General features: G+C 71.4%; 16 protein-coding genes. All 16 read left to right on the top strand.

The genetic code is table 11. The features are described from left to right. Positions 1-8: 8 nt before the first annotated feature. The gene (locus AC1DVI_RS23210; RefSeq protein WP_476959975.1) at positions 9-806 is read left to right on the top strand and encodes an enoyl-CoA hydratase/isomerase family protein; all 798 of its coding nucleotides are present in this window, start codon (positions 9-11) and stop codon (positions 804-806) included. Positions 807-823: 17 nt separating this feature from the next. Then, positions 824-2,008, top strand: a complete 1,185-nt coding sequence (locus AC1DVI_RS23205; RefSeq protein ID WP_476959974.1) for a fumarylacetoacetate hydrolase family protein — start codon at positions 824-826, stop codon at positions 2,006-2,008. Between the two features lie 46 nt (positions 2,009-2,054). Next, the gene (locus AC1DVI_RS23200) at positions 2,055-3,635 is read left to right on the top strand and encodes an aldehyde dehydrogenase (NADP(+)) (RefSeq protein ID WP_476959973.1); all 1,581 of its coding nucleotides are present in this window, start codon (positions 2,055-2,057) and stop codon (positions 3,633-3,635) included. 105 nt (positions 3,636-3,740) lie between these two features. After that, positions 3,741-5,006 carry an ABC transporter substrate-binding protein gene (locus AC1DVI_RS23195; RefSeq protein WP_476959972.1) on the top strand — a complete coding sequence of 422 codons (1,266 nt, stop codon included), beginning with the start codon at positions 3,741-3,743 and terminating at the stop codon, positions 5,004-5,006. 172 nt (positions 5,007-5,178) lie between these two features. Next, positions 5,179-6,117: a carbohydrate ABC transporter permease gene (locus tag AC1DVI_RS23190; RefSeq protein WP_476959971.1), complete on the top strand. Its 939-nt coding sequence runs from the start codon at positions 5,179-5,181 to the stop codon at positions 6,115-6,117. A 5-nt stretch (positions 6,118-6,122) separates the two neighbouring features. Beyond that, a complete protein-coding gene (locus AC1DVI_RS23185) occupies positions 6,123-6,953 on the top strand; it encodes a carbohydrate ABC transporter permease (RefSeq protein WP_476959970.1) in 831 nt (276 codons plus the stop codon). 60 nt (positions 6,954-7,013) lie between these two features. Continuing rightward, positions 7,014-8,246: an ABC transporter ATP-binding protein gene (locus AC1DVI_RS23180; RefSeq protein WP_476959969.1), complete on the top strand. Its 1,233-nt coding sequence runs from the start codon at positions 7,014-7,016 to the stop codon at positions 8,244-8,246. A 334-nt stretch (positions 8,247-8,580) separates the two neighbouring features. After that, positions 8,581-15,864 carry a hypothetical protein gene (locus AC1DVI_RS23175; protein WP_476959968.1) on the top strand — a complete coding sequence of 2,428 codons (7,284 nt, stop codon included), beginning with the start codon at positions 8,581-8,583 and terminating at the stop codon, positions 15,862-15,864. Between the two features lie 224 nt (positions 15,865-16,088). After that, a complete protein-coding gene (locus AC1DVI_RS23170; RefSeq protein WP_476959967.1) occupies positions 16,089-17,381 on the top strand; it encodes a TolC family protein in 1,293 nt (430 codons plus the stop codon). Further along, entirely contained in the window at positions 17,378-19,060 is a 1,683-nt protein-coding gene (locus AC1DVI_RS23165) for an ATP-binding cassette domain-containing protein (RefSeq protein ID WP_476959966.1), read from the top strand. The genes AC1DVI_RS23170 and AC1DVI_RS23165 overlap by 4 nt, the downstream gene beginning before the upstream one ends. Next, positions 19,057-20,445 (top strand): HlyD family type I secretion periplasmic adaptor subunit, encoded by a 1,389-nt coding sequence (locus tag AC1DVI_RS23160; protein ID WP_476959965.1) that lies wholly within the window; start codon positions 19,057-19,059, stop codon positions 20,443-20,445. Before AC1DVI_RS23165 ends, AC1DVI_RS23160 begins: the two co-directional genes overlap by 4 nt. A gap of 196 nt (positions 20,446-20,641) precedes the next feature. Further along, entirely contained in the window at positions 20,642-23,728 is a 3,087-nt protein-coding gene (locus AC1DVI_RS23155) for an ABC transporter substrate-binding protein (RefSeq protein ID WP_476959964.1), read from the top strand. Positions 23,729-23,739: 11 nt separating this feature from the next. Then, on the top strand, positions 23,740-24,135 hold the full coding sequence (locus AC1DVI_RS23150; protein WP_476959963.1) for a hypothetical protein: 396 nt from the start codon (positions 23,740-23,742) through the stop codon (positions 24,133-24,135). 1 nt (position 24,136) lies between these two features. Further along, on the top strand, positions 24,137-24,610 hold the full coding sequence (locus AC1DVI_RS23145) for a hypothetical protein (protein ID WP_476959962.1): 474 nt from the start codon (positions 24,137-24,139) through the stop codon (positions 24,608-24,610). Beyond that, the gene (locus tag AC1DVI_RS23140; protein WP_476959961.1) at positions 24,607-25,332 is read left to right on the top strand and encodes a hypothetical protein; all 726 of its coding nucleotides are present in this window, start codon (positions 24,607-24,609) and stop codon (positions 25,330-25,332) included. The genes AC1DVI_RS23145 and AC1DVI_RS23140 overlap by 4 nt, the downstream gene beginning before the upstream one ends. After that, a partial coding sequence (locus tag AC1DVI_RS23135) for a hypothetical protein (RefSeq protein ID WP_476959960.1) occupies positions 25,320-25,540 on the top strand: 221 nt, incomplete at its 3' end. The genes AC1DVI_RS23140 and AC1DVI_RS23135, both read left to right, overlap by 13 nt.

Genomic DNA, 25,540 nt, shown 5'->3' with positions numbered 1-25,540 from the left:
CCCATCCCATGGACTCGCTGAACACCCCCGATCCGGCGCTTGGCGCGGTCACCGTCACGGTGGACGGCTTCGTCGCCACCATCACGCTCGACCGCCCGCAGAAGCTGAACGCGGTGACCCCGGAGATGGCGGCGGAGCTGGTCGCCGCCGTGGCGCGCTGCAACGCCGACGACGGCATCCGCTGCGTCGTGCTGACCGGCGCCGGTCCGCGCGCCTTCTGCTGCGGCTCCGACATCCGCGAGCTGGACCGCTACGACACCGCCTGGAACTTCCGCAACCGCGAGGACTATTGCGACGCCATCCGGGCCTTGCGCAAGCCGAGCATCGCCGCGGTCAACGGCTACGCCTTCGGCGGCGGGCTGGAGACGGCGATGAGCTGCGACATCCGCATCGCGTCGGAGAACGCCCAGTTCGGCGCGCCGGAGATCAAGCTCGGCTGGATCGGCGGCGGCGGCGTCGCGGCCTTCCTCTCGCACTCCATCGGCACCTCCAACGCCGCGATGATGATCCTGACCGGCGACCCGATCCCGGCGGACAAGGCGCTGGCCTGGGGCCTCGTCAGCGAGGTGGTGCCCGCCGGCCGGCTGCTGGCCCGCGCGCAGGAGATCGCCGCCATCGTCGCCAGCCGCGCCCCCATCGCCGCGGAAACGGCGAAGCTGAACCTGAAGGCCGCCCACACCATGCCGGTGGAAAAGGCCATCGAGTACGAGCGCGACCTGCAAACCATCTGCTTCGCCACGGCGGACGCCGCCGAAGGGCGCGCCGCCTTCAAGGAGAAGCGCAGCCCGGTCTTCCGGCGCAAGTAAGACGAGGAGAGGAAACCATGAGCAAGCGACCCCTTCCCCTCGACCCCGCCGCCGCCCTGCCCGCGGACGAGGGCGCGCTTCTGGTCGGGCGCGCCTGGCGTCCCGGGGTCGGCCCCTCGGTCATCGCCGTGCGCGGCCAGGACGTGTTCGACATCACCAGCCGCGACGCGCCCACCATGCGCGATCTGGTGGAGACCGGCGCCGCCGCGGCCATCGCCCGCGACCTGCCCGGTGAGTGGATCGGCACCGCCGCCGCACTCCTTGCCAACTCCGACGAGGACCGGCGCGACCCGGAACGGCCCTGGCTGCTGGCGCCCATCGACCTCCAGGCGGTGAAGGCGTCCGGCGTGACCTTCGTGGTCAGCCTGCTGGAGCGCGTCATCGAGGAGCAGGCGCGCGGCGCCCCGGAAAAGGCGCTGGCCATCCGCGCCGACATCGACGCGCTGATCGGGCGCGACCTGTCCAGCCTGAAGCCCGGCTCGCCGGAGGCCATGGAGGTCAAGAAGGCGCTGATCGCCCGCGGGGTGTGGTCCCAGTATCTGGAGGTCGGCATCGGCCCCGACGCCGAGATCTTCACCAAGGGCCAGCCGATGTCGGCGGTCGGCACCGGCGCCCATGTCGGCATCCCGCCCTATTCCGTGTGGAACAACCCGGAACCGGAAATCGCCGTCCTCGCCTCCAGCCGCGGCGCGATCGTCGGCGCCACGCTCGGCAACGACATGAACCTGCGCGACGTCGAGGGGCGCTCCGCCCTGCTGCTCGGCAAGGCCAAGGACAACAACGCCAGCGGCTCCATCGGCCCCTTCATCCGCCTGTTCGACGACCGCTTCACGCTCGACGGCGTGCGCAGCGCCGAGCTTGGGCTGGTGGTCGAGGGCAGCGACGGTTTCCGGCTGGAGGGCTCCAGCTCCATGTCGCAGATCAGCCGCGACCCGGTGGAGCTGGTGGAGGCCACCATCGGCGAGAACCACCAGTATCCGGACGGCTTCGTCCTGCTGCTCGGCACCATGTTCGCGCCGGTCGAGGACCGCGACCGTCCGGGCGAGGGCTTCACCCACAAGCTGGACGACGTGGTGACCATCACCGCCCCGGCGCTCGGCAGCCTGACCAACCGGGTCCGCCATTGCGCCGACTGCGCGCCCTGGGACTTCGGCGCCGCCGCCCTGATGCGGAACCTCGCGGGCCGCGGCCTGCTCGGCTGATGCCGCAGCGAGACCAAGAGCAGCGAGAACAAGAAAGGACCCGCCCGTGACCCTCACCGGCATGATGCTGATCGGCGCCGAGAGCCACCATGGCCGCAACGGCGAGATCCGCGCCATCGACCCGTCCACCGGGACGGCGCTGGACCCCGCCTTCGGCGGCGGTGGTGCCGCGGAGGTGGAGCGCGCCTGCCAGCTCGCCTGGGACGCCTTCGACCGCTTCCGTGAAGCCGCGCCGGAGGACCGCGCCGTCTTCCTGGAGGCGGTCGCCCGCAACATCCTCGACCTCGGTGACTCTCTCATCGTCCGCGCCATGGCCGAAAGCGGCCTGCCGCGCGCCCGGCTGGAGGGAGAGCGCGGGCGCACCGCCGGCCAGCTCCGTCTCTTCGCCGACGTGGTGCGGGAAGGAAGCTGGCTCGGCGTCCGCATCGACCCGGCCCTGCCGGAACGGGCGCCCCTGCCCCGTCCCGACCTGCGCCAGCGCCGCATCCCGCTCGGCCCCGTGGCGGTGTTCGGCGCCAGCAACTTCCCGCTGGCCTTCTCGGTGGCCGGGGGCGACACCGCCTCGGCCTTCGCCGCCGGCTGTCCGGTGGTGGTCAAGGCCCACTCCGCCCATCCCGGCACGTCGGAGCTGGTCGGGCGCGCGGTCCAGGCCGCCGTCGCGGAATGCGGGTTGCCGGAGGGCGTCTTCTCGCTGATCTTCGGCGCCGGCTCGTCGGTGGGCACGGCGCTGGTCGCCGACCCGCGCATCAAGGCGGTGGGCTTCACCGGGTCGCGCCGCGGCGGCGTGGCGCTGATGGAGGTGGCGGCCAAGCGCCCGGAGCCGATCCCCGTCTACGCGGAGATGAGCAGCATCAATCCGGTCTTCCTGTTGCCCGCGGCGCTCGCCGCGCGGGCGGAGGCGCTGGGCCGGGGCTTCGTCGCCTCGCTGACCCTGGGCGCCGGGCAGTTCTGCACCAACCCCGGCATCCTGCTGGCGGTGGACGGTCCGGACCTCGACCGCTTCGTGGCATCCGCCGTGGAGGCGCTGGGCGGCAGCGCGGCGCCGACCATGCTGACGCCGGGCATCCACGCCGCCTTCGACGCCGGGGTGGCGGCCCTGGCCGGCAACGCCCGCGTGGCGACGCTGGCCCGCGGGCTGGACGGCGACGGCCCCAACCGGTGCCGGGCGGCGCTGTTTGCGACGACCGCCGAGGCCTTTCTCGACGACCCGGCCATGCGGGAAGAGGTGTTCGGCGCCGCCTCCCTGCTCATCCGCTGCCCGGATCTGGAGTCTTTGCGCGCCGTGGCGGAACGGCTGGACGGCCAGCTCACCGCGACCCTGCACATGGACGCGGCGGACACCGGAGCGGCAGCGGACCTGCTGCCGACGCTGGAGCGCAAGGCGGGCCGCATCCTGGCCAACGGCTGGCCGACCGGCGTCGAGGTCTGCCACGCCATGGTGCATGGCGGCCCCTTCCCGGCCACGTCGGACGGCCGCACCACCTCGGTCGGCACGGCGGCCATCGAGCGGTTCCTGCGGCCCGTCTGCTACCAGGACATCCCGGCCGACCTGCTGCCGCAAGCCCTGCGCGACAGCAACCCGCTGGGGCTGTGGCGCCGGATCGACGGAGCGTTGGGCCGGCACTGAACCCCGATCACCGGCCCGCATACTCTGGTATGGTTCCGGGATTGCGGGCTAAACCAACCAAAAAAAAATGACAGCAAACGAACAAATTCAGGAGGAGGACGCAGCATGAAGCCGTTTCTGAGCGCAATCACGGGCATCACCCCCATTCTGGCCGGCGGGCTGGCCGCCGCTTTGGCGCTGGGCACCGCCTCGGTCGCCCTGGCCCAATCGTCGGGCAAGACGGTGGTGACCTTCGCTGCGTCCCACTTCGCCGAGGTCGGCCGCGGCGACCGGCTGAAGGCCTGGGTGGAGAAGTTCAACCAGTCGCAGCCCGACATCGAGGTGAAGCCGGTCACCATCCCCTTCTCCTCCTTCGCCACCACCATCTTCACGCAGATGGGCGGCAACGGCGGCCCCGACGTGATCCGCTTCGACCTGCCGGAGTTCTACGCGGCGGTCGCCGCCAAGTCGGTCCTGCCGATCGACGACATCGTGAAGGACGGCGCCCACAAATTCACCGCCGCCGACCAGTACATGAAGATCGACGGCAAGCGCTACGGCTTCGCCTTCGACACCGCCAACTACGCGATGGTCTACAACGCCGCGCTGTTGCCCAACGGCACGCCGCCCAAGACCTTCGAGGAGTTCGTGAAGCTCGGCAAGGAGGCGACGAAGGACGGCAACTACGGCTTCGCCTTCCGCGCCACGATGGCCGAGCGCGGTGGCGTCTGGTACGACCTGACCAACTTCGTCTACGGCTTCGGCGGGCGCTGGTCCAAGCCGGACGGCACGCCGACCTTCAACAGCCCGGAGGTCGTGGCGGGTGTCGCCGCCTACAAGACCGTCTACGACGCCGGCATGATCCCCAAGGGCACCGACGCCGCCACCTACCGGCGGATGTTCTGGGAAGGCAAGGTCGCCATGGAGATCGACAACGGCGGCGTCGCCACCATCCTGACCTCGCAGGGCAAGGCGCACCCCATCGCCGCCGCCCCGTCGCCCTTCCCGCACAAGGAGCAGGGGATGATCCTGGCTCCGGTGACCATCAACGCCAACACCAAGGTGAAGGACGCCGCCGGCAAGTTCCTGCAATGGGCGCTCCAGCCCCAGCAGCAGCAGGAACTCCAGACCCTGCTCGGGGCCGCCAACGTCGCGACGACGGTGGAGCGCACGCCGGAAGAGCTTCAGGCCATGCCCTGGCTGAAGGTCTACGACGCGCAGACCCCGAACAGCGTGCCGGCCCTGCCGCAGGGGCTTGAGACCAAGGCGCCGGAGATCCAGCAGATCATCGTCCAGCAACTCCTCAAGGTGCTCCAGGGCGGCGTCGCCCCGCAGACCGCCATGGACGAGGCGCAGCGCCTGATCACCGTCCGCGTGCTCGCCCAGAAGTAACGCCCGCCCGTACATCCGCCACACCCCCAACCCCCCCACCCTAACCCGCTCCCCGCTTCCGGCGGACCGACGGCCCGCCTGTCGCGTCAGCGCAAACTTCGTTTGCGCGTGAGCGGAGGGGAGAGGGGATAACGAATGCGATCGCCGTGGTCCCAACTCCGGATACCGCATCATGATGAGCAGGACCGTGAGCCAGCCCAGGGCCGCCGCGCGGCGCGCGCCGATCGACCATGGCCGCTGGGTTCCCGCACTCTTCGTCGCCCCGGTGGCGCTCTACCTCCTGGTCTTCCAGGGCTACCCGCTGGTGCAGGAATTCCTGCTCAGCGTCACCTCCACCTCGCTGCTCTCGCCGGGCCAGCAGACCTACGTCGGGCTGGACAATTACCGCGAACTCGTCTTCGACCCGGAGTTCCATCAGGTCCTGCGCGTCACCGCGGTCTACACGCTGGTCTGTGTGGTCGCCTCCATCGGGCTCGGCCTGCTGGCGGCGCTGCTGCTCGACGGCACCTTCCGGGGGCGCGGCATCGCCCGCGCGCTGGTCACCATTCCGTGGGCCGCCCCGCCGGTCGCCGCGGCGCTGATCTTCGTGTGGATGTTCAACGCGCAGTACGGCCTGTTCAGCCACCTCGCCCAGTTCCTGGGCTTCGCCGACGGCGGGGTGAACTGGCTGGACGAGCCGTCCTACGCCCTGCCGGCCATCCTCATCACCACGATCTGGCAGATCTTCCCCTTCTCCTCCGTGGTCATCCTGGCCGCCCTCCAGGGCGTGCCGTCGGAGCTGCGCGAGGCAGCGGTGATCGACGGGGCCGACCGGCTGAGCATCTTCCGCGCCGTCACCTGGCCGACCATCCGCCCGTCGGTGGCCCTGCTGACCCTGCTCATCACGGTGTGGTCGCTGCGCCGCTTCGACGTGATCTGGCTGATGACCCAGGGCGGCCCGCTGGGCGAAACCAACACGCTGGTCATCGACCTCTACCGCCGCGCCTTCGTCTATCTCGACCTCGGCCGGGCGGCGGCGGTCGGTATCATCGGGCTGGTCGTCGCGATCCTGGTGACGCTGGTCTATTTCTGGCTGTCGACGCGGGCGGAAAAGGCCGCCGGGAAACGGTGATCCCCATGACGTCCATGAAACACAATTCCACGGCCCGCACGCTCGCCGTCCTGGTCCTCCTCGGGGTGGCGGCCTTCCCGCTCTACTGGATGCTGGTGACCTCGCTCACCCCATCGGAGCGGCTGTTCGACGACACGCCGAACCTGCTGCCGACGCTGTCGCAGATCGGCACCTACGCCGACGCCTTCACCGAGACCTCGCTGCGCCAGTGGCTGGTCAACAGCCTGATCGTCGCGGTCGGCACGACGGTGCTGAGCATCCTGCTGTCGGTGCTGCCGGCCTACGCGCTGTCGCGCCTGACCTTCAACGGCAAGCTGCTGCTCGGCTTCGCGCTGTTCATGACGCAGATGCTGCCGGAAGCGATGCTGGTGGTGCCGCTCTACGACATCTTCACCAAGCTGTCGCTGCTCAACACGCTGCTCGGCCTGATCCTGGCCAACACGGCCTTCACGGTGCCGGTGGTGACCTGGATCTTGAAGGGCGCCATCGACGGCGTGCCGTCGGAGATCGAGGAGGCCGCAAGGGTCGACGGCTGCTCCCGCCTCGGCATCGTGCTGGCGGTGGTGGTTCCGCTGATCGCGCCGACGCTGGCGGCGGCGGCGGTGATCGCCTTCTTCCACGGTTGGAACGAGTATGTCTTCGCCCAGACCTTCATCAGCGACGACGCCCTGCGCACCGCCTCGGTCGGCCTGGCCAGCTTCGTGGGCGAGCTGAGCACGCCGGTGCACACGGTGATGGCGGTCGGCTTCATCTACACGCTGCCGGCGGTCGTCTTCTACCTGTTCGTCCAACGCTACGTGGTCGCCGGCATGACGACCGGCGGCGTCAAGGGCTGACCGTGGGCCGATCCCGCCCCCCTTGCACCGACACGCCCGAGAGATAAAAGGGAAAAGCCCATGGCTATCAAACTGCAGAACGTCACGAAGTCCTTCGGTTCCCTGACCGTGATCGACAACGTGAGCCTGGAGGCCGGCGACGACGAATTCCTGGTGCTGCTCGGCCCGTCGGGCTGCGGCAAGTCCACCATCCTGCGCATGATCGCGGGGCTCGAGACGGTGACCAGCGGCGAGATCCATCTCGGCGGCAAGCGGGTGGACGAGCTGCCGCCCAGCGACCGCGACATGGCCTTCGTCTTCCAGTCCTACGCGCTCTACCCGCACATGACGGTGCGCCGGAACATCGCCTTCCCGCTGATCATGCGGCAGTTCCGCTGGTGGTTCCACGTCCCCTTCATCGGCGACTACTTCAAGCGCCGCATCGAGAACTCGCCGGAGGTGCGCGAACTGGTGGAGCGCACCGCCGACACGCTGGCCCTGACCAAGGTGCTGGACCGCCACCCGCGCACCCTGTCGGGCGGCCAGCGCCAGCGCGTGGCGCTCGGCCGCGCCATGGTGCGCGAACCGTCGGCCTTCCTGATGGACGAGCCGCTGTCAAACCTCGACGCCAAGCTGCGCACCGCCATGCGGGCGGAGATCACCCAGCTCCACCAGCGGGTCGGCGGCAACTTCGTCTACGTCACCCACGACCAGATCGAGGCGATGACCATGGGCACCCGCATCGCGCTGATGCGCGACGGGCACCTCCAGCAGTACGGCACCCCGCGCGAGATCTACGAGAAGCCGGCCAACACCTACGTCGCCCGCTTCATCGGCACGCCGCCGATGAACCTGATCGACGCCGAGGTCGAGGGCATGACCGTGCGCATCGGCGCCAGCGTCCTGCCGCTGCCCGACAAGGCCGAACGCCCTGGGGCCGAGCGGCCCGGCGGCAGCAGCCGCATGAAGGTCTGGCTGGGCCTGCGCCCCGGCGCGCTCGCCATCGTGCCGCCGGGCCAGGGCAAGAGCCTGCCCGGCACCGTCACCCTGGTCGAGCATGTGGGGGCGGAATCGCTGATCTCGGTGAAGCTGTCCGGCGTCCACACCGCCCACGACGACGGCGGCCTGACCGACGAGGTGATGGTCTCCGTCCCCGGCTACAGCGAGCTGCGCGTCGGCGAGGCGGTCGGCATCGACTGCCTGCTGAAGGACTTCTCCCTGTTCGAGAAGGACAGCGGCCTCCGCGTCGGCGGCCGGGCCGCGGAGGATTTCCTGGCCGGGGGACGTGTCGGGACCATCCGCACCGCCTCTTGACACCATCCGCGCGGACGGCGCCACGCCTTCATCCCAAGACGGGTTGGCAGGTGCGGCGCCGCTCCCGGACACCACTTTTAAGAAAGAAGCCCACATCGCTTTTACAACCAAAGCTTCAATTGTATCAATAATCGACAATTTGCTTCCGCATGAGCCAAAATTCATGCAGTAACCATCCCCGCCCTGCGGGGATTTCGTTGTTGTATGACCGCCGATCCAAGATAAATTAACTTCCGATCGGCCAAAAGACCGGCAGCGTTCAGAATTTCTTTAATAAATCCCTTTGTTATTGGCTTTCCCGATACGCGACCGCCGCGATGGCGAGAGGGCCACTATGCCGGACACCCTGGACGCCACCGCCCCGCTCCTGACCATCCCCGATGCCCTGGCGTCCGAAGCGGCGGCGGTGCTGCTGGGCGGCGATCCCGGCGCGCTGAAGGCCGTGCAGGAGAAGCTGGCGGCGGCGCTGACCGGCCAAGGCTTGCCGGAAGGCGCCGCGGGCAGCGTGGCGGACGGATGGATGCGCAACGTCGCGGCGGGGGTCGGCGCCAGCGCCACGCCCGATGACGCCATTGCACAAGCGAGCCGGATCGCCGCCGGCACCGCCGCGCGCATGGCGGAAGCCGCCCAGGAAACCGCGACACTGACTGGGGAGCAGCGCTTGGCCGTCGCCCTGGCCCAGGGGCAGGGAATCGGGCAGGGATTGGGGCCGGACAGTGCCGGCGATTCCAAGACGGCGTCCGACCTGTCGGCGGCGCTGTTCAGCGGGGTGATGGACCCGGCGGCCCGCCCGGCGGGCGCCGCCGATCCGATCGCCGCCCTGTCGCAGGCTCTGACCGCTCCCCCCACCGCCCCGGCGATGCCGGACGCCGTTCCCGTCTCTCCGTCCGACAAGCTCGCCGCGGCGCTCGCCTCCGGCGTGGGGGTGCAGGACGCGGTGACGGCGCTCGGCCCCGGATCGGGCGGTCACTTCGCCCAAGCGCTGGAGCACGCCCTGTCCAGCGGCGCCGACGCCGCCGGCGCCATTGCCGAGGCTCACGCGTTGAGCGCCGCCGGCGCGGTCCAGACCAAGTCCGTCGCCGTCGAACAGACCGATGGCGCGCGCCTGCTCGGCGCCCTGGCCGCCGGAAAGACGGATGGCGCAAGCGGCGCGCTGGCTGGCAACCCCGCCTTCACCAGCGTCCTGAACGACGCGCTGGCGCAGGGCGCACAACCCGACGCGGCGCTCGGCGCCTCGACCCGGGCGCAGACGGACATGGCGGCCCGGCAGGAGGCCGCCGCCGTACCGGCGAAGCCGGCGGACGCGCTGGTCGCCTCGCTGTCGTCCGGCCAGAATGTGGCGGCCACCGTCAAGACCTTCGCCACCGCCGCCGGACTCGACGGCGCGGCGTCCGGCGGCTTCGGCGAGGCGCTGGGGCGGGCCCTGTCCAGCGGGCAGGAGATGTCCGGCGCGCTGGGTTCGGCGCAGCAGACCGTGTCCACCGCGATGGCGCTGTCGGCGGAAACGACGAAGGGCGTGAAGAGCGACGGGTTGATCGCGGCGCTCGCCAGCGGGCAGAACGTCCAGCAGGCGGTGCAGGCGCTCGGCGGGTCCGGCGCCGCCTTCAACGCCGCGCTCGGGCAGGCGCTGGCGGACGGGCGTGCCCCCGGATCGGCGATCGCCGCCGCCCGCCAAACCGCGGAGACGGTGCAGCAGAACGCCCAGGGCAGCGAAGTTCCCGTTTCCGCCGAGAACAAGGCGCTGGCCGATCTCGCCAACCCGCCGCCCGCGGGGGAACCGGCCCAGGACGGTGGCGAGAAGGCCGACCAGAATGCCGACAGCGCCGAGGGCAAGCCCGCCGAGCAGGTCGCCGAAGCCCCGGCCGAGGGCAAGGGGGACGGCAAGGAGGAGGGCGGCGAGAAGGACGGTGCCAAGGAAGATGGCGCCAAAGAGGACGCGAAGGGCGAAGCCGGCGAGAAGGCCGCCGACGCCGAAGCCTCCTCCGACGCGGCGTCCGCGGAGGGCGAGGCGTCTCCTGCCGCGGCCAAATCCAGCATGGGAAGCGAACCCGCGCTGAAGCCGATCAGCTTCGACGCGGCCGGAACCGCCAAGAGCGCCGACACCGCGGCGCCGAGCGCCACCGCCCCCGCGCCCACCACCAGCGCTCCGCCCGCCTCCCCAGCGGTCACCAAGGCGCTGACCAGCGACCCCTTCGCCGTCGCCGCGCAGATCCAGCAGCAGGTCGCCCGCGCCATCGAGGCGGCGGCCGCCACCCTGCCCGCGACCGTGCCGCCGGTGGCGGCCCCCACCCTCTCGGCCGGCTTCGACGCGGCGGCCTTCGCGAAGGCCCTGGCGATCGCGGAGGGCACCGCGGCCCCGGCCGGCTTCGCCGTCTTCCACCTGATCGAGGCGATGTTCCGGCCCGGCGAGGCCGGCAGCAGCGTGGTCGGCGTCGCCGTGGTGGCGAACCCGGACTCCCCGTTCGGCGTCTGGCAGTACAGCCTGGACGGCGGCGCGTGGCTGGCGGTGGGCGCGGTCGGCGACGGCGCGGCGCTCGTGCTTCCGCACAGCGCCCTGCTGCGCTTCCTGCCGGCCGCCAACTGGAACGGCGTCGCGCCGTCGCTCGGGCTGCGGGCGGTGAACGGCGAATGGGCCGAGGGCTTCAGCGGCGCCGAGCACCGGCTGTTCACGCTGGCCGGCGTCGGCGGCACCACCCCGCTGTCGGGGGACGTCGCTCCCCTGACGCTGGAGGTAACCCCGGTGAACGGCGCCCCGGTGACGACCGGCGCACAGGCGGTCCTGGCCGCCATCGCGGAAGACAGCGCCGACCCGGCGGGCGCCAGCGTGGTCTCGCTGTTCGGCGGGCTGTTCTCCGACCCCACCGACGCGGTGTTCGGCTCCGTCGGCAACGGCTTCGCCGGTGTGGCGGTGGTCGGCAACGCGGCGACCGCCGCGCAGGGCGTCTGGCAATATTGGACCGGCGCCGCCTGGACCGCCGTGGGCGCGGTCGCGGAGGGAGCGGCGCTGATCCTCGCCGCCGACGCCAAGCTGCGTTTCCTGCCCGCCGCCGAGTGGAACGGCACCACCCCGGCCCTGACCGTCCGGCTGATCGAGGTTGGCGGCGCGCCCGTCGCCACCGGCGGTCGCGCGGACCTGACGACCGGCGTCGGCGGCAGCACCGTCTACAGCGCCGGGATCATCGCGCTGACCGGCACCGTCACCCCGGTCAACGACGCGCCGGTCGTCACCGGAACGACGACGCTCCTGCCGGCCATCGCGGAAGACGCCGCCGATCCGTCCGGCGCCACGGTCGCCAGCCTGTTCGGCCACCTGTTCTCCGACCCGGCGGACGCCGTGGCGGGCGGGTCCGCAGCGAACGGCTTCGCCGGGATCGCCATCGTCGGCAACGCGGCGACCACGCAAGGCGTCTGGCAATACTGGACCGGCACGGCCTGGACTGCCGTGGGGGCAGCCTCGGACGGCAACGCCCTGCTGCTGTCCGCCGACGCCAAGCTGCGCTTTCTGCCCGCCGCCGACTGGAACGGCGTGCCGCCAAGCCTGACGGTGCGGCTGATCGACGACTCGCAAGGACCGGTCATCAGCGGCGGGCGGGCGGACGCGACGAGCGCGGGCGGCGACAGCCGCTACAGCCTCGGCACCATCGCCCTGAACACCGCCGTGAAAGCGGTCAACGACGCCCCCATGGCGACGGGCACGACGGCCACCCTGCCGACCATCGCGGAGGACACCGCCAACCCGGCGGGGGCCACCGTCTCCAGCCTGTTCGGTCCCCTGTTCTCCGACGCCGCCGAAGCGGTGGGCGACGGGTCGGCGGCCAACGCTCTGGCCGGCGTGGTGGTGGTCGGGAACGCCGCCACGGCGCAGGGGACGTGGCAGTATTGGACCGGCACGGGCTGGACCGGCATCGGCGCGGCAAGCGACGCCAACGGGCTGCTGTTGGCCGCCGACACGGCGCTGCGCTTCGTTCCCGCCGCCAACTGGAACGGCACCACCCCGGCCCTGACCGTCCGGCTGGTCGAGGATGGCGGCGCGCCGCTGATCACCGGCAACCGCGTTGACCTGACCGGTGGCGTCGGCGGCAGCACGGTCTACAGCGCCGGAACCATCGCCCTGACTGGAACCGTCACTCCGGTCAACGACGCGCCGGTCGTCACTGGAGCGACCACCATCCTGCCGACCATCGCGGAAGACACCGCCAACCCGACGGGCGCCAGCGTGGTGTCGCTGTTCGGGCACCTGTTCTCCGACGCGACGGACGCGGTGACGGGCGGCTCCGCCGCGGACGGCTTCGCCGGGATCGCCATCGTCGGCAACGCGGCGACCACCGCGCAGGGCGTCTGGCAATACTGGACCGGCACGGCCTGGACTGCCGTGGGGGCGGCCTCGGACGGCAACGCCCTGCTGCTGGCCGCGGACGCCAAGCTGCGCTTCCTGCCCGCCGCCAACTGGAACGGCGCGACGCCGGCCCTGACCGTCCGGCTGATCGACGACTCTCAGGGGGCGGTGACCAGCGGCGGACGGGTCGCCCTGGCGAGCGTGGGCGGCGACAGCCGCTACAGCGTCGGCACCGTCGCCCTGACCACCTCGGTCACCTCCGTCAACGACGCCCCCGTGGCGACGGGCACGGCGGCCACGCTGCCGCCCATCGCCGAGGATACCGCCAATCCCACGGGCACCACCGTCTCCAGCCTGTTCGGCCATCTCTTCTCCGACGCCGCCGACGCGGTGAGCGGCGGGTCGGCGGCCGACACGCTGGCCGGCGTGGTGGTGGTCGGGAACGCCGCCGTCGCGGCGCAAGGGGCGTGGCAGTACTGGAGCGGGACGGCCTGGGCCGAAATCGGTGCGGTCAGCGGCGGCAACGGCCTGCTGCTGGCCGCCAACACGGCGTTGCGCTTCGTTCCCGGCGCCAATTGGAACGGCACCACCCCGGCTTTGACCGTCCGGCTGGTCGACACGTCGCAAGGCCCGATCGCCAGCGGCGCGCGGGTCGACGCGACGAGCGTCGGCGGCAGCACCGCCTACAGCGCCGACACCATCGCCCTGGCCGGAACCGTCATCCCGGTCAACGACGCCCCGGTGGCGACGGGCACGACGGCGACCCTGCCGACCATCGCCGAGGACACCGTCATTCCGACGGGCACCAGCGTCACCGCCCTGTTCGGTCCTCTGTTCTCCGACCCGGCGGACGCCGTGGCGGGCGGCTCCTCCGCCAACGGCTTCGCCGGCGTCGCCATCGTCGGCAACGCGGCGTCCGCCGGGCAGGGCGTCTGGCAGTACTGGTCCGGTTCCGCCTGGATCACCGTGGGCGCGGTGGCGGAGGGGGCGGCGCTGGTCGTCGCCGCCAACGCGCTGCTGCGCTTCCTTCCCGCCGCCGACTGGAACGGCACCACCCCGGCCCTGACCGTGCGGCTGGTCGAGGACGGCGGCGCGCCCGTCGTCACCGGGAGCCGCGTGGACCTGACGGCCGGCGTCGGCGGCAGCACCGTCTACAGCGCCGACACCATCGCCCTGACCGGAACCGTCACCCCGGTCAACGACGCGCCGCAGATCACCGCCGGCACGGCGGCGTTGGCGACGGTGAAGGGCGTGGCGGTGGCGGTCACCGGCCTGTCGGTGTCCGACGTCGACGCCGGCGCGCTGCCGATGCTGGTCACTCTGACCGCCGGCCACGGCACGCTGACTCTGGCCAGCGCCGGATGGGACGCCGTCATCACCGGCAACGGAACGGACAGCGTCACCATCCGCGCGACGCTCGCCACCATCAACGGGCTGCTCGGCGCCGCCAACGGGCTCCTCTACACGGCCAGTTCCTTCACCGGGGCCGATGCCATCCGGATCGTCGTGAACGATCTCGGCAACGGCGGGGCCGGCGGACCGCTGACCGCCACCGCCACCATCGGCGTCACCGTGGCGCCGCCGAACGCCTCCCCTATCCTGATCGACACCAACCTCGACGTGACCGTGGCGGCGGAGGCCCTGGCCGCTCCCACCGCGGGCACGGTCGGCTTCGCGGTGTCCAAGCTGGTCGGGCTGAACGGCAGCGGCCCGGCGAACGTCACCGACGCCGACGCCGGCGCCCTCACCGGCATCGCCCTGACCGGCGCCAACGAGAGCTATGGCCGCTGGTGGTTCTCCACCGACAACGGCGCCAGCTGGAGCCTCGTCGGCGCGGTCAACGACAGCGATTCCGCCCTTCTGCTGCGTGCCACCGACCGGCTCTACTTCCAGCCCAACGCCGCGGTGCCGGCCACCGTCAACGGCGCCCTGACCATCCGCGCCTGGGACCAGACCACCGGCAGCGCTGGGTCCAAGGTCGCCGTCACCCTCGGCGCCGGCAGCGCCTTCTCCGCCGCCACCGACACCGTCACCCTGCATCCCGGCGTGCTGATCCCCAACGGCACCTTCGACAAGGGGCTGACCGGCTGGAACTACACCGGCGGCGCCACGGTGGGTGCCACCGGTGACGGGCATGAGGGCACCCTGACCTCCGCAGGCGGCCGGACGCCGACGCAGCTGGAGGACTTCCTCGGCATCGCCCACGGCTCCATCGCCACGGCGACCGGGACCATTCCCTCTTTCGGCAACGCGATGAAGCTGGCCAGCACCGTCACGGTGACGAAGGACACGATCCTGACCTTCGACTGGACCTTCCTCTTCTCCGACCCCGGCTATCACGATTTCGCCTTCGTCAGCATCAACGGCGTGGTGACCCTGCTCGCCAAGGACGCGAGCGCCAGCGGCAAGTTCAGCGTGGTGATCGCGGCCAACAGCACCCTGTCGCTGGGCTTCGGCACCTCCGACACCAGCGACAACAGCGTCAACCCGATCCTGCGCGTCGACAACATCAAGCTGACCACCGTCGCCAGCGACCCCATCGTGCTGGACATGGCCGGCGACGGGCTGGCCCTGCGGGCGCTGACCGACGGCGTTCTGTTCGACGTCAGCGGCGACGGCGTCGCCGACCGGACCGGCTGGGTCGGCAAGGGCAACGCCCTGCTGGTGCGCGACGACAACCAAAACGGGCAGATCGACGACGGGCGCGAACTGGTCTCGGAGCATTTCGGAGCCGGCTCGAACGGTGGCGGCTTCAACAGCAGCCTGGAAGCGCTCGCCTCGCTCGACACCAACCACGACGGGCGGTTGGACGCCGCGGACGACAGCTTCGCCACACTCCAGGTCTGGCAGGACGCCGACGGCGACGGGGTGAGCCAGCCGGGCGAGCTGCGCACGCTGGCCGAGGCCGGAATCCTCTCCATCGCCACCACGGCGACCCCAACGGACACGACGCTGGCCGGCAACCAGATCCTCGGCACCACCAGCATGACCATGGCCGACGGCAGCAGCCGTCTGGTGGCCGGCATCGCCTTCGACGCACAGGCCACCGCCGCGACACAGCTGCACAGCCAGCCGCTGGCCGCGTTGCCGCAGGCCGGTCACGGGCGCTTCGACTACGCAGCGCTGCTCTCCTCCGGCCTAGGCTTGCCGGACAACATTCCGGTTGTACAAAGCAGTCTGGACACACACTCCGGCGATTGGGCAATGACGGTCCACACCACGGATACACACCACACCACAACCCACGCCTCGACGATTGTGCCGGTCGCAGAAAATTCATGAGCGACTGACAGAATTCGACGCATTTTTAGGTATTTGGATACTGTTTTGTCCTAAATGAATATGAGAGTTCTCGACTAAGATCATCATCGCTGTAGGCCGAACGGCCTAAACATGCGGCGATCTCCAGGACCCTCATGCACAAGTTTTGTCTTATCGCCACGGTTGCGCTTCCGCTCCTAACCGGAGCGCCACAACCTCTGATTGCGTCACCGCGCGACGAGGTGGTGGCGCTGATCGGCAAGGCGACGGAGACCCACGACCGCCTGCGCGGGGCGGAGGCCGCCGCAGACGGGGCCCGCAACGCCCTGCGGGTCAGCCATGGCGGCTGGTTCCCGACGCTGAGCCTGTCGGCCAACGGCGGGCGCGAGAGCACGACCAAGCCGGCCGGCCTGCCCAACACCGACATGAACGCCTCGCAGTTTTCGGCGCGGGCGACGCAGCTGATCTGGGACTTCGACGCGACCAACGCCGACATCCGGCGCGCCCAGGTGACGCTGGTCCGCGCCGACATCGCGGTGGAGCGCACCCGGCAGGAGCTGCTGGTGGAGGGCCTCACCGCCTACGCCAGCCTGGTCCGCGCCCACCAGTTGCTCGCCTTCGCGCGCCAGTCCGAGGACAACATCCGCCGCCAGACCGGGCTGGAAGAGGTTCGCCTTCAGGAGGGCTTCGGCTTCTCCACCGACGTTCTCCAGGCCAAGAGCCAGCTCGCCGGCGCCCAGGCGCGCCGCGTCGCAGCGGAGGAGGCGACGCAGAACGCGCAGAGCCGCTTCCAGGCCTTCTTCGGCCATGTCCCCTTCCAGGTCAGCAACGCCCAGGTCCTGGCGATGACCCGCGCCAGCCTGCCCGTCTCGATGGACGCGGCGGTGGAGGAGGCGCGGCGCCACAACCCGCGCCTTCAGGAGCTGGCCCTGACCGCCGCGGCGGCGCAGGAGGCGGTGACCGCGGTGCGTGGCCGCTCCCTCTACCCGCGGATCGACGGCTTCGTGGAGCGCAACATCAAGCGCGACGTCGCCGGCCAGTCCGGGCGGCAGAACGAACTGCTGTTCAAGCTCCAGGTCACCTTCTCGCTGAACACCGGCCTGACCGCGCTCAACAGCATCCGGCTGGCCGAGGCCGACCTGCGGGCCGCCGACGCCACCTGGGCCGACCAGGAGCGCACGGTGCTGGAGACGGTCCGCAACAGCTGGAACCGCCTGGAAAGCGCCCGCGCCCAAGTCCAGTTGCTGAACGATCAGGCGAGCCTCGCCGCCGGCTTCCTCGACGTGGCGCGGTCGGAGCGCGAGCTGGGCACCCGGTCGCTGATCGACATCCTGTCGGGCGAGACGACGCTGATCAACGCGCGCAGCGACGCCGCGGCGGCGGAGACGGAGCTGGTGCTGGCCGGCTACCGCCTGCTCGCCGCCATGGGCCGGCTGAACGCCACCGACATCCAGACCAAGCCGATGCCGAAGCTGACCGCGCCGGGCCGCGGCGCTTTCCGAGACCTGGGCCGGCGCGGCACAGGAGACCAGCGATGAGCGGCGGCGCCATCGGTCTGCTGGCGCTGCGGCTGCGCGCCAACCTGCGGCTGACCGCCCGCGTCTTCGCGGCGTCGCTGGCGGCGAACCTGCTCGGGCTGGCCTCGTCCTTCTACACGATGCTGGTGCTGAACCGCTACGTGACGCACGGAGTCGATTCGACGCTGGCGGCGCTGACCGTCGGCGTCGTGCTGTCCATCGCCTTCGAGCACCTGTTCCGCCATGTCCGGCTGGGCATCGCCGGGCGCATCGGCCGCGCCGAGCACGAGCGGCTGACCACCGGGGCCTTCGGCATCCTGATGACCGCGCGCAGCGGCGCCGGCTCGGCGGAGGGCGACGCCGCGCGGCGCGAGGCGCTGCGGGCGCCGGAGCAGATCGACTCCGCGCTCGGCTCCGCCAACCTCGCCACGCTGTTCGACCTGCCCTTCGCGCTGGGCTTCATCCTCGTGGTGGCGCTGATCTCCTGGCCGCTGGCGGCGATCTGCCTCGTCTTCACGCTGCTGGCCATCGCCGCCGGGCTGCTCGCCCAGGCGGACATGCGGGCGGTCGGGCGGGATCTCGCCCAGGCCGGCGCCGACGCCCAGGGGCTGGTCACCACCGCCATCGTCGGGCGCGACGCGGTCGCCCTGTTCGGCGGCGCCAAGCCGCTCCTCGGCGACTGGCAGCGCGCCGCCAAGGCCCTGCGCGTGGTCCGCGAGCGCATGTCGATGCGCCAGGGCCGCGCCCAGTCGGCGGCGCAGAGCCTCCAGGCCCTCCAGGGCGTGGCGGTCATCGCGACCGGCGCCGTCCTGGTGGTGCGCGGCGAGCTGGACGTCGGATCGCTGATCGGCATCAACCTGCTGGTCGGCCGCGCGCTCGCCCCCTTCACCCGGCTGGCCCAGATCGGCGAGTCCCTGGCGATGGCCCGGCAGGCGCAGGTCCGGCTGGAGCAGTTCGCCCGCACCGCGGTCGAGCCGACCGGCGGCACCAGCCTGCCCCGCTACGCCGGCACGCTGGAGCTGCGCGACCTGACCTTCACCCCGCCGGGCGGCGTCACGCCGCTGCTGCGCCGCCTCAGCCTGTCGGTGCCCGCCGGCAACATCCTGGTGCTGAAGGGCCGCAACGGCTCGGGCAAATCGACGCTGATCCGCCTGATCGCCGGGCTGGCCGACCCGCAGGAGGGCGCGGTGCTGGCCGACGGGGTGGACATCCGCAAATTCGCCCCCTCCTGGTGGCGCCAGCAGATCGGGCTGCTGCCGCAGGAGCCGGTGTTCCTCAACCGGACGATCCGCGAGAACCTGCTGCTCGCCAACCCGCGCCTGTCGGAGACGGAGCTGCACGCCGTCCTGCACCGCGCCGGGGCCGACCGCACGGTGGCCGACTGCGCCCAGGGGCTCGACACGCCGCTGCGCAACTTCGGCCACGAGCTGCCGACCGGCCACCGCCGCCGGCTGGCGCTGGCCCGCGCCCTGGCGGTCGGCGGGCGGCTGATCCTGCTCGACGAGCCGACCGACGGGCTGGACTCGGAAGGCACCGCCACCGTCTACCGCACGCTGATCGAGCTGGCGCGCAGCGGCCATACGGTGATCATCGCCTCCCACGACCCGCGCATTCTCCAGGGCGCCTCGCTGGTGCTCGATCTCGACCAACCGAACGGCACCGTGGCCGCCCGTGAAGCGGCCGGGCTGGTGACGCCATGAAGCCGCTTCCCCTGCTGACCCGCAAGCCCGCCGCAGCCCCCGCCCCGGCCGTGCCGCCGGTCATCCCGACCGGCATCCCCGCATCCCTGCCGGCCTCCCTGACGGGGGCGCAGCCCGCCGACACCGAAAGCCGCTTCGGCGACGGCCTGTTCGTCGTCAGCATCGCCGCTTTCCTTGCGGCACTCGGCTGGGCGGCCATCGCCGAGCTGAACGTCTCCAGCAGCGCGCCCGGCGACGTGGTGCCGCTGTCCTACAACCAGTCGGTCCAGCATTTCGAAGGCGGCATCGTCCGCGACATCCTGGTGCAGGAAGGCGATTCGGTCACCGCCGGCCAAGCGCTGGTCGAGCTGGACCAGACCAAGATCCGCGCCGACCTGGAAGAGCTGAAGCTGCGCCTCGGCTCGCTGTCCGCCGACACCGCGCGGCTGGAGGCGGAGGTCGGACGCCGCGAGGCCATCGACTTCCCCGAGCGGCTGCTGCGCGAGCGGCCCGATCTGGTGGCGCAGACCCGCGACCTGTTCCGGGCCCGCCGCGACCGGCTGGCCTCCGACCTCGACATCCAACGCCAGGACATCGCCCAGCGCGAGCAGCAGGCGGCCGCCGTACGGGCGCGCATCGGCGGCTCGCAGGTGGCACAGGGCCTGATCCGCGAGCAGCTCTCCATCAGCGAGACCCTGCTGAAGCGCGAGATCACCAACCGCATGAAGCACTTGGAGCTGCTGCGCGACGACGCCCGCGTCAGCAGCGCCATCGCCGAGGACCGCGCCACGCTCGCCCAGGCCGAGGCGGCGCTGGCCGAGGCGCGCAGCAAGCTGGTGTGGATCGGCCGCAAATACGAGGAAGAGAGCCGCAACGCCCTCGACGAGGCCCGCCGCAACCACGACGAACTGTCGCAGCGCCTGACCCGCTACCAGGACAGCCTGGACCGCAGCAGCCTGCGGGCGCCGATGGACGGCATCGTCAAGACGCTGGCCGTCTCGACCAAGGGCGCCGTGGTCAAGGCCGGCGAGACGGTGGTGGAGCTGGTGCCGCGCGACGGCAAGCTGGTGGTGGACGCCCGCCTACCGGTGCAGGACATCGGCTACGTCCGCCCCGACCAGCCGGTGGTGGTGACGCTGGCCGGCGGCGACGCCTCGCGCTTCGGCCACATCGAGGGGCGGGTGCGGACGATCAGCCCGGACACGCTGCTCGACGCCAACAAGCAGTCCTACTACAAGGTCCGCGTCGAGCTGCCGGTGACCCGTTTCGACTACGGCGGCAAGACCTACGAGCTGTTTCCCGGCGTGCGCGTGACCTGCAGCATCCTGACCGGGCGGCGCACCATCCTCGACTATGTGTTCTCGCCGGTCCTCAACGGCCTCCAGCACGCGATGCAGGAGCAATGAGGATGACCAGACCGATTGCCGCTTTCCCTCTCCCCCCTGGGGAGAGGGTCAGGGTGAGGGGGTTGCGCGTGTCGAACCGTTCGGCAAAAGCGCAACCCCCTCACCGGCCCTCCGGGCCACCCTCTTCCCAGAGGGGAGAGGGTTATATCCCCCTCGCCCTGCTCCACCCCGACACGGACCGCCCGAGGCCCACCCCATGCTGAGCTCGCTCCAGCCCCGCTCCCGGCCGCCGCTGCGCTGGTCGCACCTGACCAAAAAGGCGCGCTTCGCGCTGATCCTGGCGGCGGCGATGCTCGTCACCGTGCTGGTCTCCCTGGTCGTCCGCGCCGGCTTCCTCGGCGACAGCGCGCGCGAGCCGCTGACCGTCGCCGTCGTCGGGCCGCTCAGCGGGCCGGACGCGGCGCTGGGGCTGGCCCTGCGCAAGGGGGCGGCGCTGCGCGCCGACACCATCAACGCGGCGGGCGGCATCGCCGGACGCCCGGTGGTGGTCAAGCCCTTCGACGACGAGGGCGACAAGGGCAAGTCGTTGGAGATCGCCCGGCGCGTCTCCAACGACCCCTCGGTCCTCGCGGTGATCGGCCACACGCCGGACGCCACCGACAGCGCGACCGCGATCTACGCCCAGCGGCAGATCCCGCTCATCGCCCCGCGCCCGCTGGTTCGCCCGGCGGACGCCGCGCCCAGCCCCTGGCTGTTCAGCATCACGCTGGACCGCACCCACGAGACGCGCTTCCTGGCCAACTACGTGCGCAATGTGGTGGGCGAGCCGACCGTCGCCATCGTCCGCGAGGACAGCGAGCAGGCGGCTGGGCAGGCCGGACAGTTCGACGCGATCCTCCAGCGCTTCGGCACGAAGCTGGTCGGACAGTGGACCTTCGCGCCGGGCCGTGGCGGCTCCTCTGCCCTACCGGCGCTGGCCCAGGCGGTGAAGGAGAAGATGCCGACCGGCGCCGTCGTCGTCATCGGGTCGGCGGTGGACAGCGCGCGGGTGGTGGTGGCGCTGCGCGACGCCGGTGTGCGCAACCTGATCGCCGGCAGCTCGGAGATGGCCACCTCGGCCTTCCGCACCGAGATCGTCGCCCAGACGCAGGCCAACCCCAAGGCGCTGACGCCGGAGGCCTACGCCCACGGCCTGCTGGTGTCCTCGCCCGTGCTGTTCGACACGGCGAACGAGCGGGCGCAGCGCTTCTATGGGCAGTATGTGAAGCGCTTCAACGCGGTGCCCGACTGGGCGGCGGCGCTGGGCGCCGACGGCGTGGACCTGATCGCCGGCGCCATCGCCAAGACGAACACCGCCACCGGCAAGCCGGACGGCGAAGCGCTGCGCCGCGCCATCGCCGACCACGACCGCGCGGAGACCGCCTTCCAGGGCACGGTCGGCACCTGGACCTTCGACGCGCGGGGCCAAGCGACCCTGCCGGTGATGATGGCCTCCTACAACGGCCTGAACCCGGTGGCGGCGCTGACCCAGCTCCAGCCGATCCGCGAGGCCGGGGTCTCCAACTTCCTGGAGGAGGTCACCAAGGGCCGGGCGCTCTACGTCAACGACCGCTTCATGTACAAGACGGACGTCATCTACACCGGCGTCCAGCTTCACGAGATCCGCGACCTCAATCCGGACGCCAACGAGGCGACGCTGAACCTGACGATCTGGTTCCGCTACCGCGGCGCCTTCAACCCGGCCGACGTCGTCTTCACCAACGCGGTCAAGCCGGTCGAGCTGGGCAAGCCCTACCGCGAGGAGCGCGGCGAGGTCACCACCTACGTCGCCTACCGGATCGAGGGGCGCTTCGCCCTGAACGTCTTCGACCAGCGGCCGCCCTACGGCAGCCAGACGGTCGGCGTCAGCTTCCGCCACCGGACGCAGAACCGCAACACGGTGATGTTCGTCACCGACGTGCTCGGCATGTCGCTGGTCGACACCAACGACTTCGTGGAGAAGCTGAAGGCGATGGCCGCGGCGGAAACCGCGTCCGCCACCGATCCCGGCCTCGCCGACCGCTTCCGCCGCGCGCTGGAGGGCGAGAGCGAAAGCTCCACCCTGCTCGACCAGCTCCGCGCCAAGCGGGTGCTGGCGCCGTCGCCCGGCTGGCGGCTGGCCCGCGCCTGGATCTCGCAGGACGTCGCCTCGGTCGGCAGCGAGGGCGATCCCAACTACGTCGGTTTCGGCCGCCCGCAACCGGACTTCTCGCGCGTCGATTTCGGCGTGGTCGCGGCACCGGATTCCCCGGCGGCGCGCGACTTCATCCACCGCGACTTCTTCGTCTACATCGCCATCTTCAGCGCCGTGCTGGCGGTCTTCGCCGCCGTCATGGACCGCCGCGACCGCGGCCAGTTCTGGAAGATCCAGACGCTGTTCATGCGCATCCTGTCCTGGCCGCTGCTGCTGATGTCCGCCGGCAACATCGTGCTGGACCAGGCGGTGGCGACGCTGCCGCCGAGCGGGATCGCCATGGTGGTGAACGGCGTCAACGTGCTGTGGTGGATCGTGCCGGCCATCCTGGTCGACCGCACGCTGGAGCGCTTCGTCTGGACCCCGCTGGAAATCCGCACCCAGCGCAAGATCCCCGGCATCGTCCGCCGCTTCTCCACGCTGATCGTCTTCGGCTTCGCCGGCTGCGGCATCATCGCCTTCGTGCTGAAGCAGCCGATCACCAGTCTGCTCGCCGCCTCCGGCCTCGTCGGCATGGTCATCGGCCTCGCCATCCAGGCCAACATCGCCAACGTCTTCTCCGGCATCGTCCTGAACATCGAGCGGCCGTTCCAGATCGGCGACAGCATCCAGATCACCGATCTGGTGCGCGGCGTCGTGGTCGACATGACGTGGCGCACGGTGCGGATACGCAACGTCGCCGGCTTCATCGTCGCCATGCCCAACGCCAAGGTGTCGGAGGCGACCGTCATCAATTTCAGCGCGGTCGACCGGGTGTCGATGAAACTGGAATATTACGCCGACGCCCGCCACGACCCCGGCCGGATGGGCGGCCTGCTGACCACCGCCCTGCAGAACGCCGACAAGGTGATGCCCAGCGCCACCGGCGGCCCGCCCTTCGTCCGCTACGACGGCATCCGCGGCGTCAACGGACAATGGCTGTGCAAGTACAACCTGTTCTTCTGGGTCGAGGACTACGACGCCAGCTTCGTCGTGCCGGAGCTGGTCTGGCGGTCGGTCTACCGGACGCTGGCCGAGGCCGGCATCGAGCCGACCCCACCCGACCTGATGGAGGCCGCCGGCCCCGCGGCGGTCGCCACCAACGCCCAGCGCCGCGCGATTCCGGCATGAGCAGGCCCGGCATGAGCAGGAACACCCCGATGATGCGAATCCTGATCGCCGCGACGGCGCTGCTGCCGGTCCTGCTCGCCGGGACGGGCTGCGCGCCGCTCGGCAGCGACCGCCCCGGCGCGATCCTGGAGAAGGTGGCCGATGGCGACTACGACGTCGGCATCCGCTACCCCGCCAAGCGCACCCGCTACGTGATGATCGTGGAGGAGGACGAGGACGGCTTCGTCGTGACCAACCGTCCGGCCGGTGCCCGCGAGGCGGACACCGTCCCGGCCCCGGTGGTGGCGCAGCCGCAGCGCAACGACCGTGTCCTCGCCCCCTGCGCCGAGGCGACCGGCAACTGGTACCGCCACACCCCGGCGGGCTACGTCTGCGTCGGCCAGTCGGCGCCCGGCGGCGGTGGCTGACATGAAGCGCTTCGCGATCATCCTCGCTCTGACGCTCGCCGGCTGCGCCGCGGGCGCCCCGGCCCCCGGTACGGGGCGCGCGAACATGCCCGTGCTGCGCATCGTCGCCGAGCCCGACGCCAACGGGCGACGCCCGGTCGCCGTCGACGTGGTGCGGGTGGCCGACCCGGCGCTGGCCGGACGGCTCGCCGGGCTCGACGCCATGGGCTGGTTCCGCGACCGCGAGGCGCTGAGCGCCGAGGCCGGCAACCGCATCGCCATCGCCTCCTGGGAGATGGTGCCGGGCCAGAGCGTGCTCCTGCACAGCCTGCCCCCTTTCGCCCCATCTCCTGCCACCCCGACCCAAACCCTCGTCTACGCGCGGTACGGCGCGCCCGGCGCCCACCGGCAGACGCTGGACGGCGCCGACGCCCTGGACGTGCGGCTGGGACGGGAGACTTTCACCGTGGCCCCGCTGACGGAGGGAACGCCGTGACCGCCCAACTCGCCCCGGTGCAATCCAACCCAGCGAAGGCGCCCCCCGTGGGGGCCAAGCCCGCCGGCACGCTGGCTCTGTTCCGCGCCTTCCAGGAGGATCTGCTCGCCGGCTGCGCCGACGCACAGGCTCCAGCGGGGACGGTGGCCGACCGCCTGACCGCCACGCTCCATGGGATGAGCGGCGCCGCCGTCTCGCAGGGGCCGGGCGCGCACGGCTCGGTGGTCAAGGCGGTCTTCGCCATGGCCATGCTGGCCGACCGCGCGCTGGCTCAGACGCGGCCCGCCGACGCCGTCGTCTCCAGCCGCCTGTTCGGCGCGAACGCCACCCTGCAGACCCTGTTCGTGCAGGCCGACGACCTGATCCGCCAGGGCGCCAAGGCCGACCGCGGGCTGGCCGCCGTCTATCTCGCGGCGCTGGCGCTGGGCTTTCCCGACGACGCCCAGGCGACCGCCCGCCGCCCCGCCCTGCACCGCATCGTCGTCGGCGAGCGCGCCGCGGCCAGCCATCCCAGCCCGCGCGCCTGCGACCCGCCGGAGGGCGCCGTGCCCGGCTACCTCGCGCCGTCCGGGCGGCGCTGGTGGTGGGCGGTCGGCGGGACCGCCGTGCTGTTCCTCGTGGTCTCGCACCTGCTGTGGGCCGGCGCCGTCGGCGGCATCCAACGCGATCTGAGCGGCGCCCGCGCCGCGGTCGAGGACATGGGGCTGTCATGGTCCTACTGATGCTCACGCTGGAGCTGGTGCTCTCCACCATCGGCTCCGCCATCGTCACTCTGCTGTCCTTCGCCGTCACGCTGGCGCCCTACGCGCTGCTGGCGCTGCCGCTCTACATCTTCTACCGCCTCGGCCGGATGGTCTTGCCGAAGCTGCGCGGCTGGCGGCGCAAGCCCGCTGCCAAGGCCGCCGGCCGGAAGGCGCCCGCGCGCCGGGC

The sequence above is a fragment of the Azospirillum sp. P4_B5 genome (genome assembly GCF_056402275.1).
Note: the sequence above shows the minus strand (reverse complement) of the source record. Positions and strands in the feature narration are given on the sequence as shown.

What these genes read in the sequence shown, in the direction of transcription:
- AC1DVI_RS23195 (WP_476959972.1), top strand. Translation starts at nt 3,741, where the DNA reads ATGAAGCCGTTTCTGAGCGCAATCACGGGCATCACCCCCATTCTGGCC.
- AC1DVI_RS23145 (WP_476959962.1), top strand. Translation starts at nt 24,137, where the DNA reads ATGAAGCGCTTCGCGATCATCCTCGCTCTGACGCTCGCCGGCTGCGCC.
- AC1DVI_RS23210 (WP_476959975.1), top strand. Translation starts at nt 9, where the DNA reads ATGGACTCGCTGAACACCCCCGATCCGGCGCTTGGCGCGGTCACCGTC.
- AC1DVI_RS23205 (WP_476959974.1), top strand. Translation starts at nt 824, where the DNA reads ATGAGCAAGCGACCCCTTCCCCTCGACCCCGCCGCCGCCCTGCCCGCG.
- AC1DVI_RS23155 (WP_476959964.1), top strand. Translation starts at nt 20,642, where the DNA reads ATGCTGAGCTCGCTCCAGCCCCGCTCCCGGCCGCCGCTGCGCTGGTCG.
- AC1DVI_RS23150 (WP_476959963.1), top strand. Translation starts at nt 23,740, where the DNA reads ATGAGCAGGAACACCCCGATGATGCGAATCCTGATCGCCGCGACGGCG.
- AC1DVI_RS23165 (WP_476959966.1), top strand. Translation starts at nt 17,378, where the DNA reads ATGAGCGGCGGCGCCATCGGTCTGCTGGCGCTGCGGCTGCGCGCCAAC.
- AC1DVI_RS23160 (WP_476959965.1), top strand. Translation starts at nt 19,057, where the DNA reads ATGAAGCCGCTTCCCCTGCTGACCCGCAAGCCCGCCGCAGCCCCCGCC.
- AC1DVI_RS23190 (WP_476959971.1), top strand. Translation starts at nt 5,179, where the DNA reads ATGATGAGCAGGACCGTGAGCCAGCCCAGGGCCGCCGCGCGGCGCGCG.
- AC1DVI_RS23175 (WP_476959968.1), top strand. Translation starts at nt 8,581, where the DNA reads ATGCCGGACACCCTGGACGCCACCGCCCCGCTCCTGACCATCCCCGAT.
- AC1DVI_RS23185 (WP_476959970.1), top strand. Translation starts at nt 6,123, where the DNA reads ATGACGTCCATGAAACACAATTCCACGGCCCGCACGCTCGCCGTCCTG.
- AC1DVI_RS23180 (WP_476959969.1), top strand. Translation starts at nt 7,014, where the DNA reads ATGGCTATCAAACTGCAGAACGTCACGAAGTCCTTCGGTTCCCTGACC.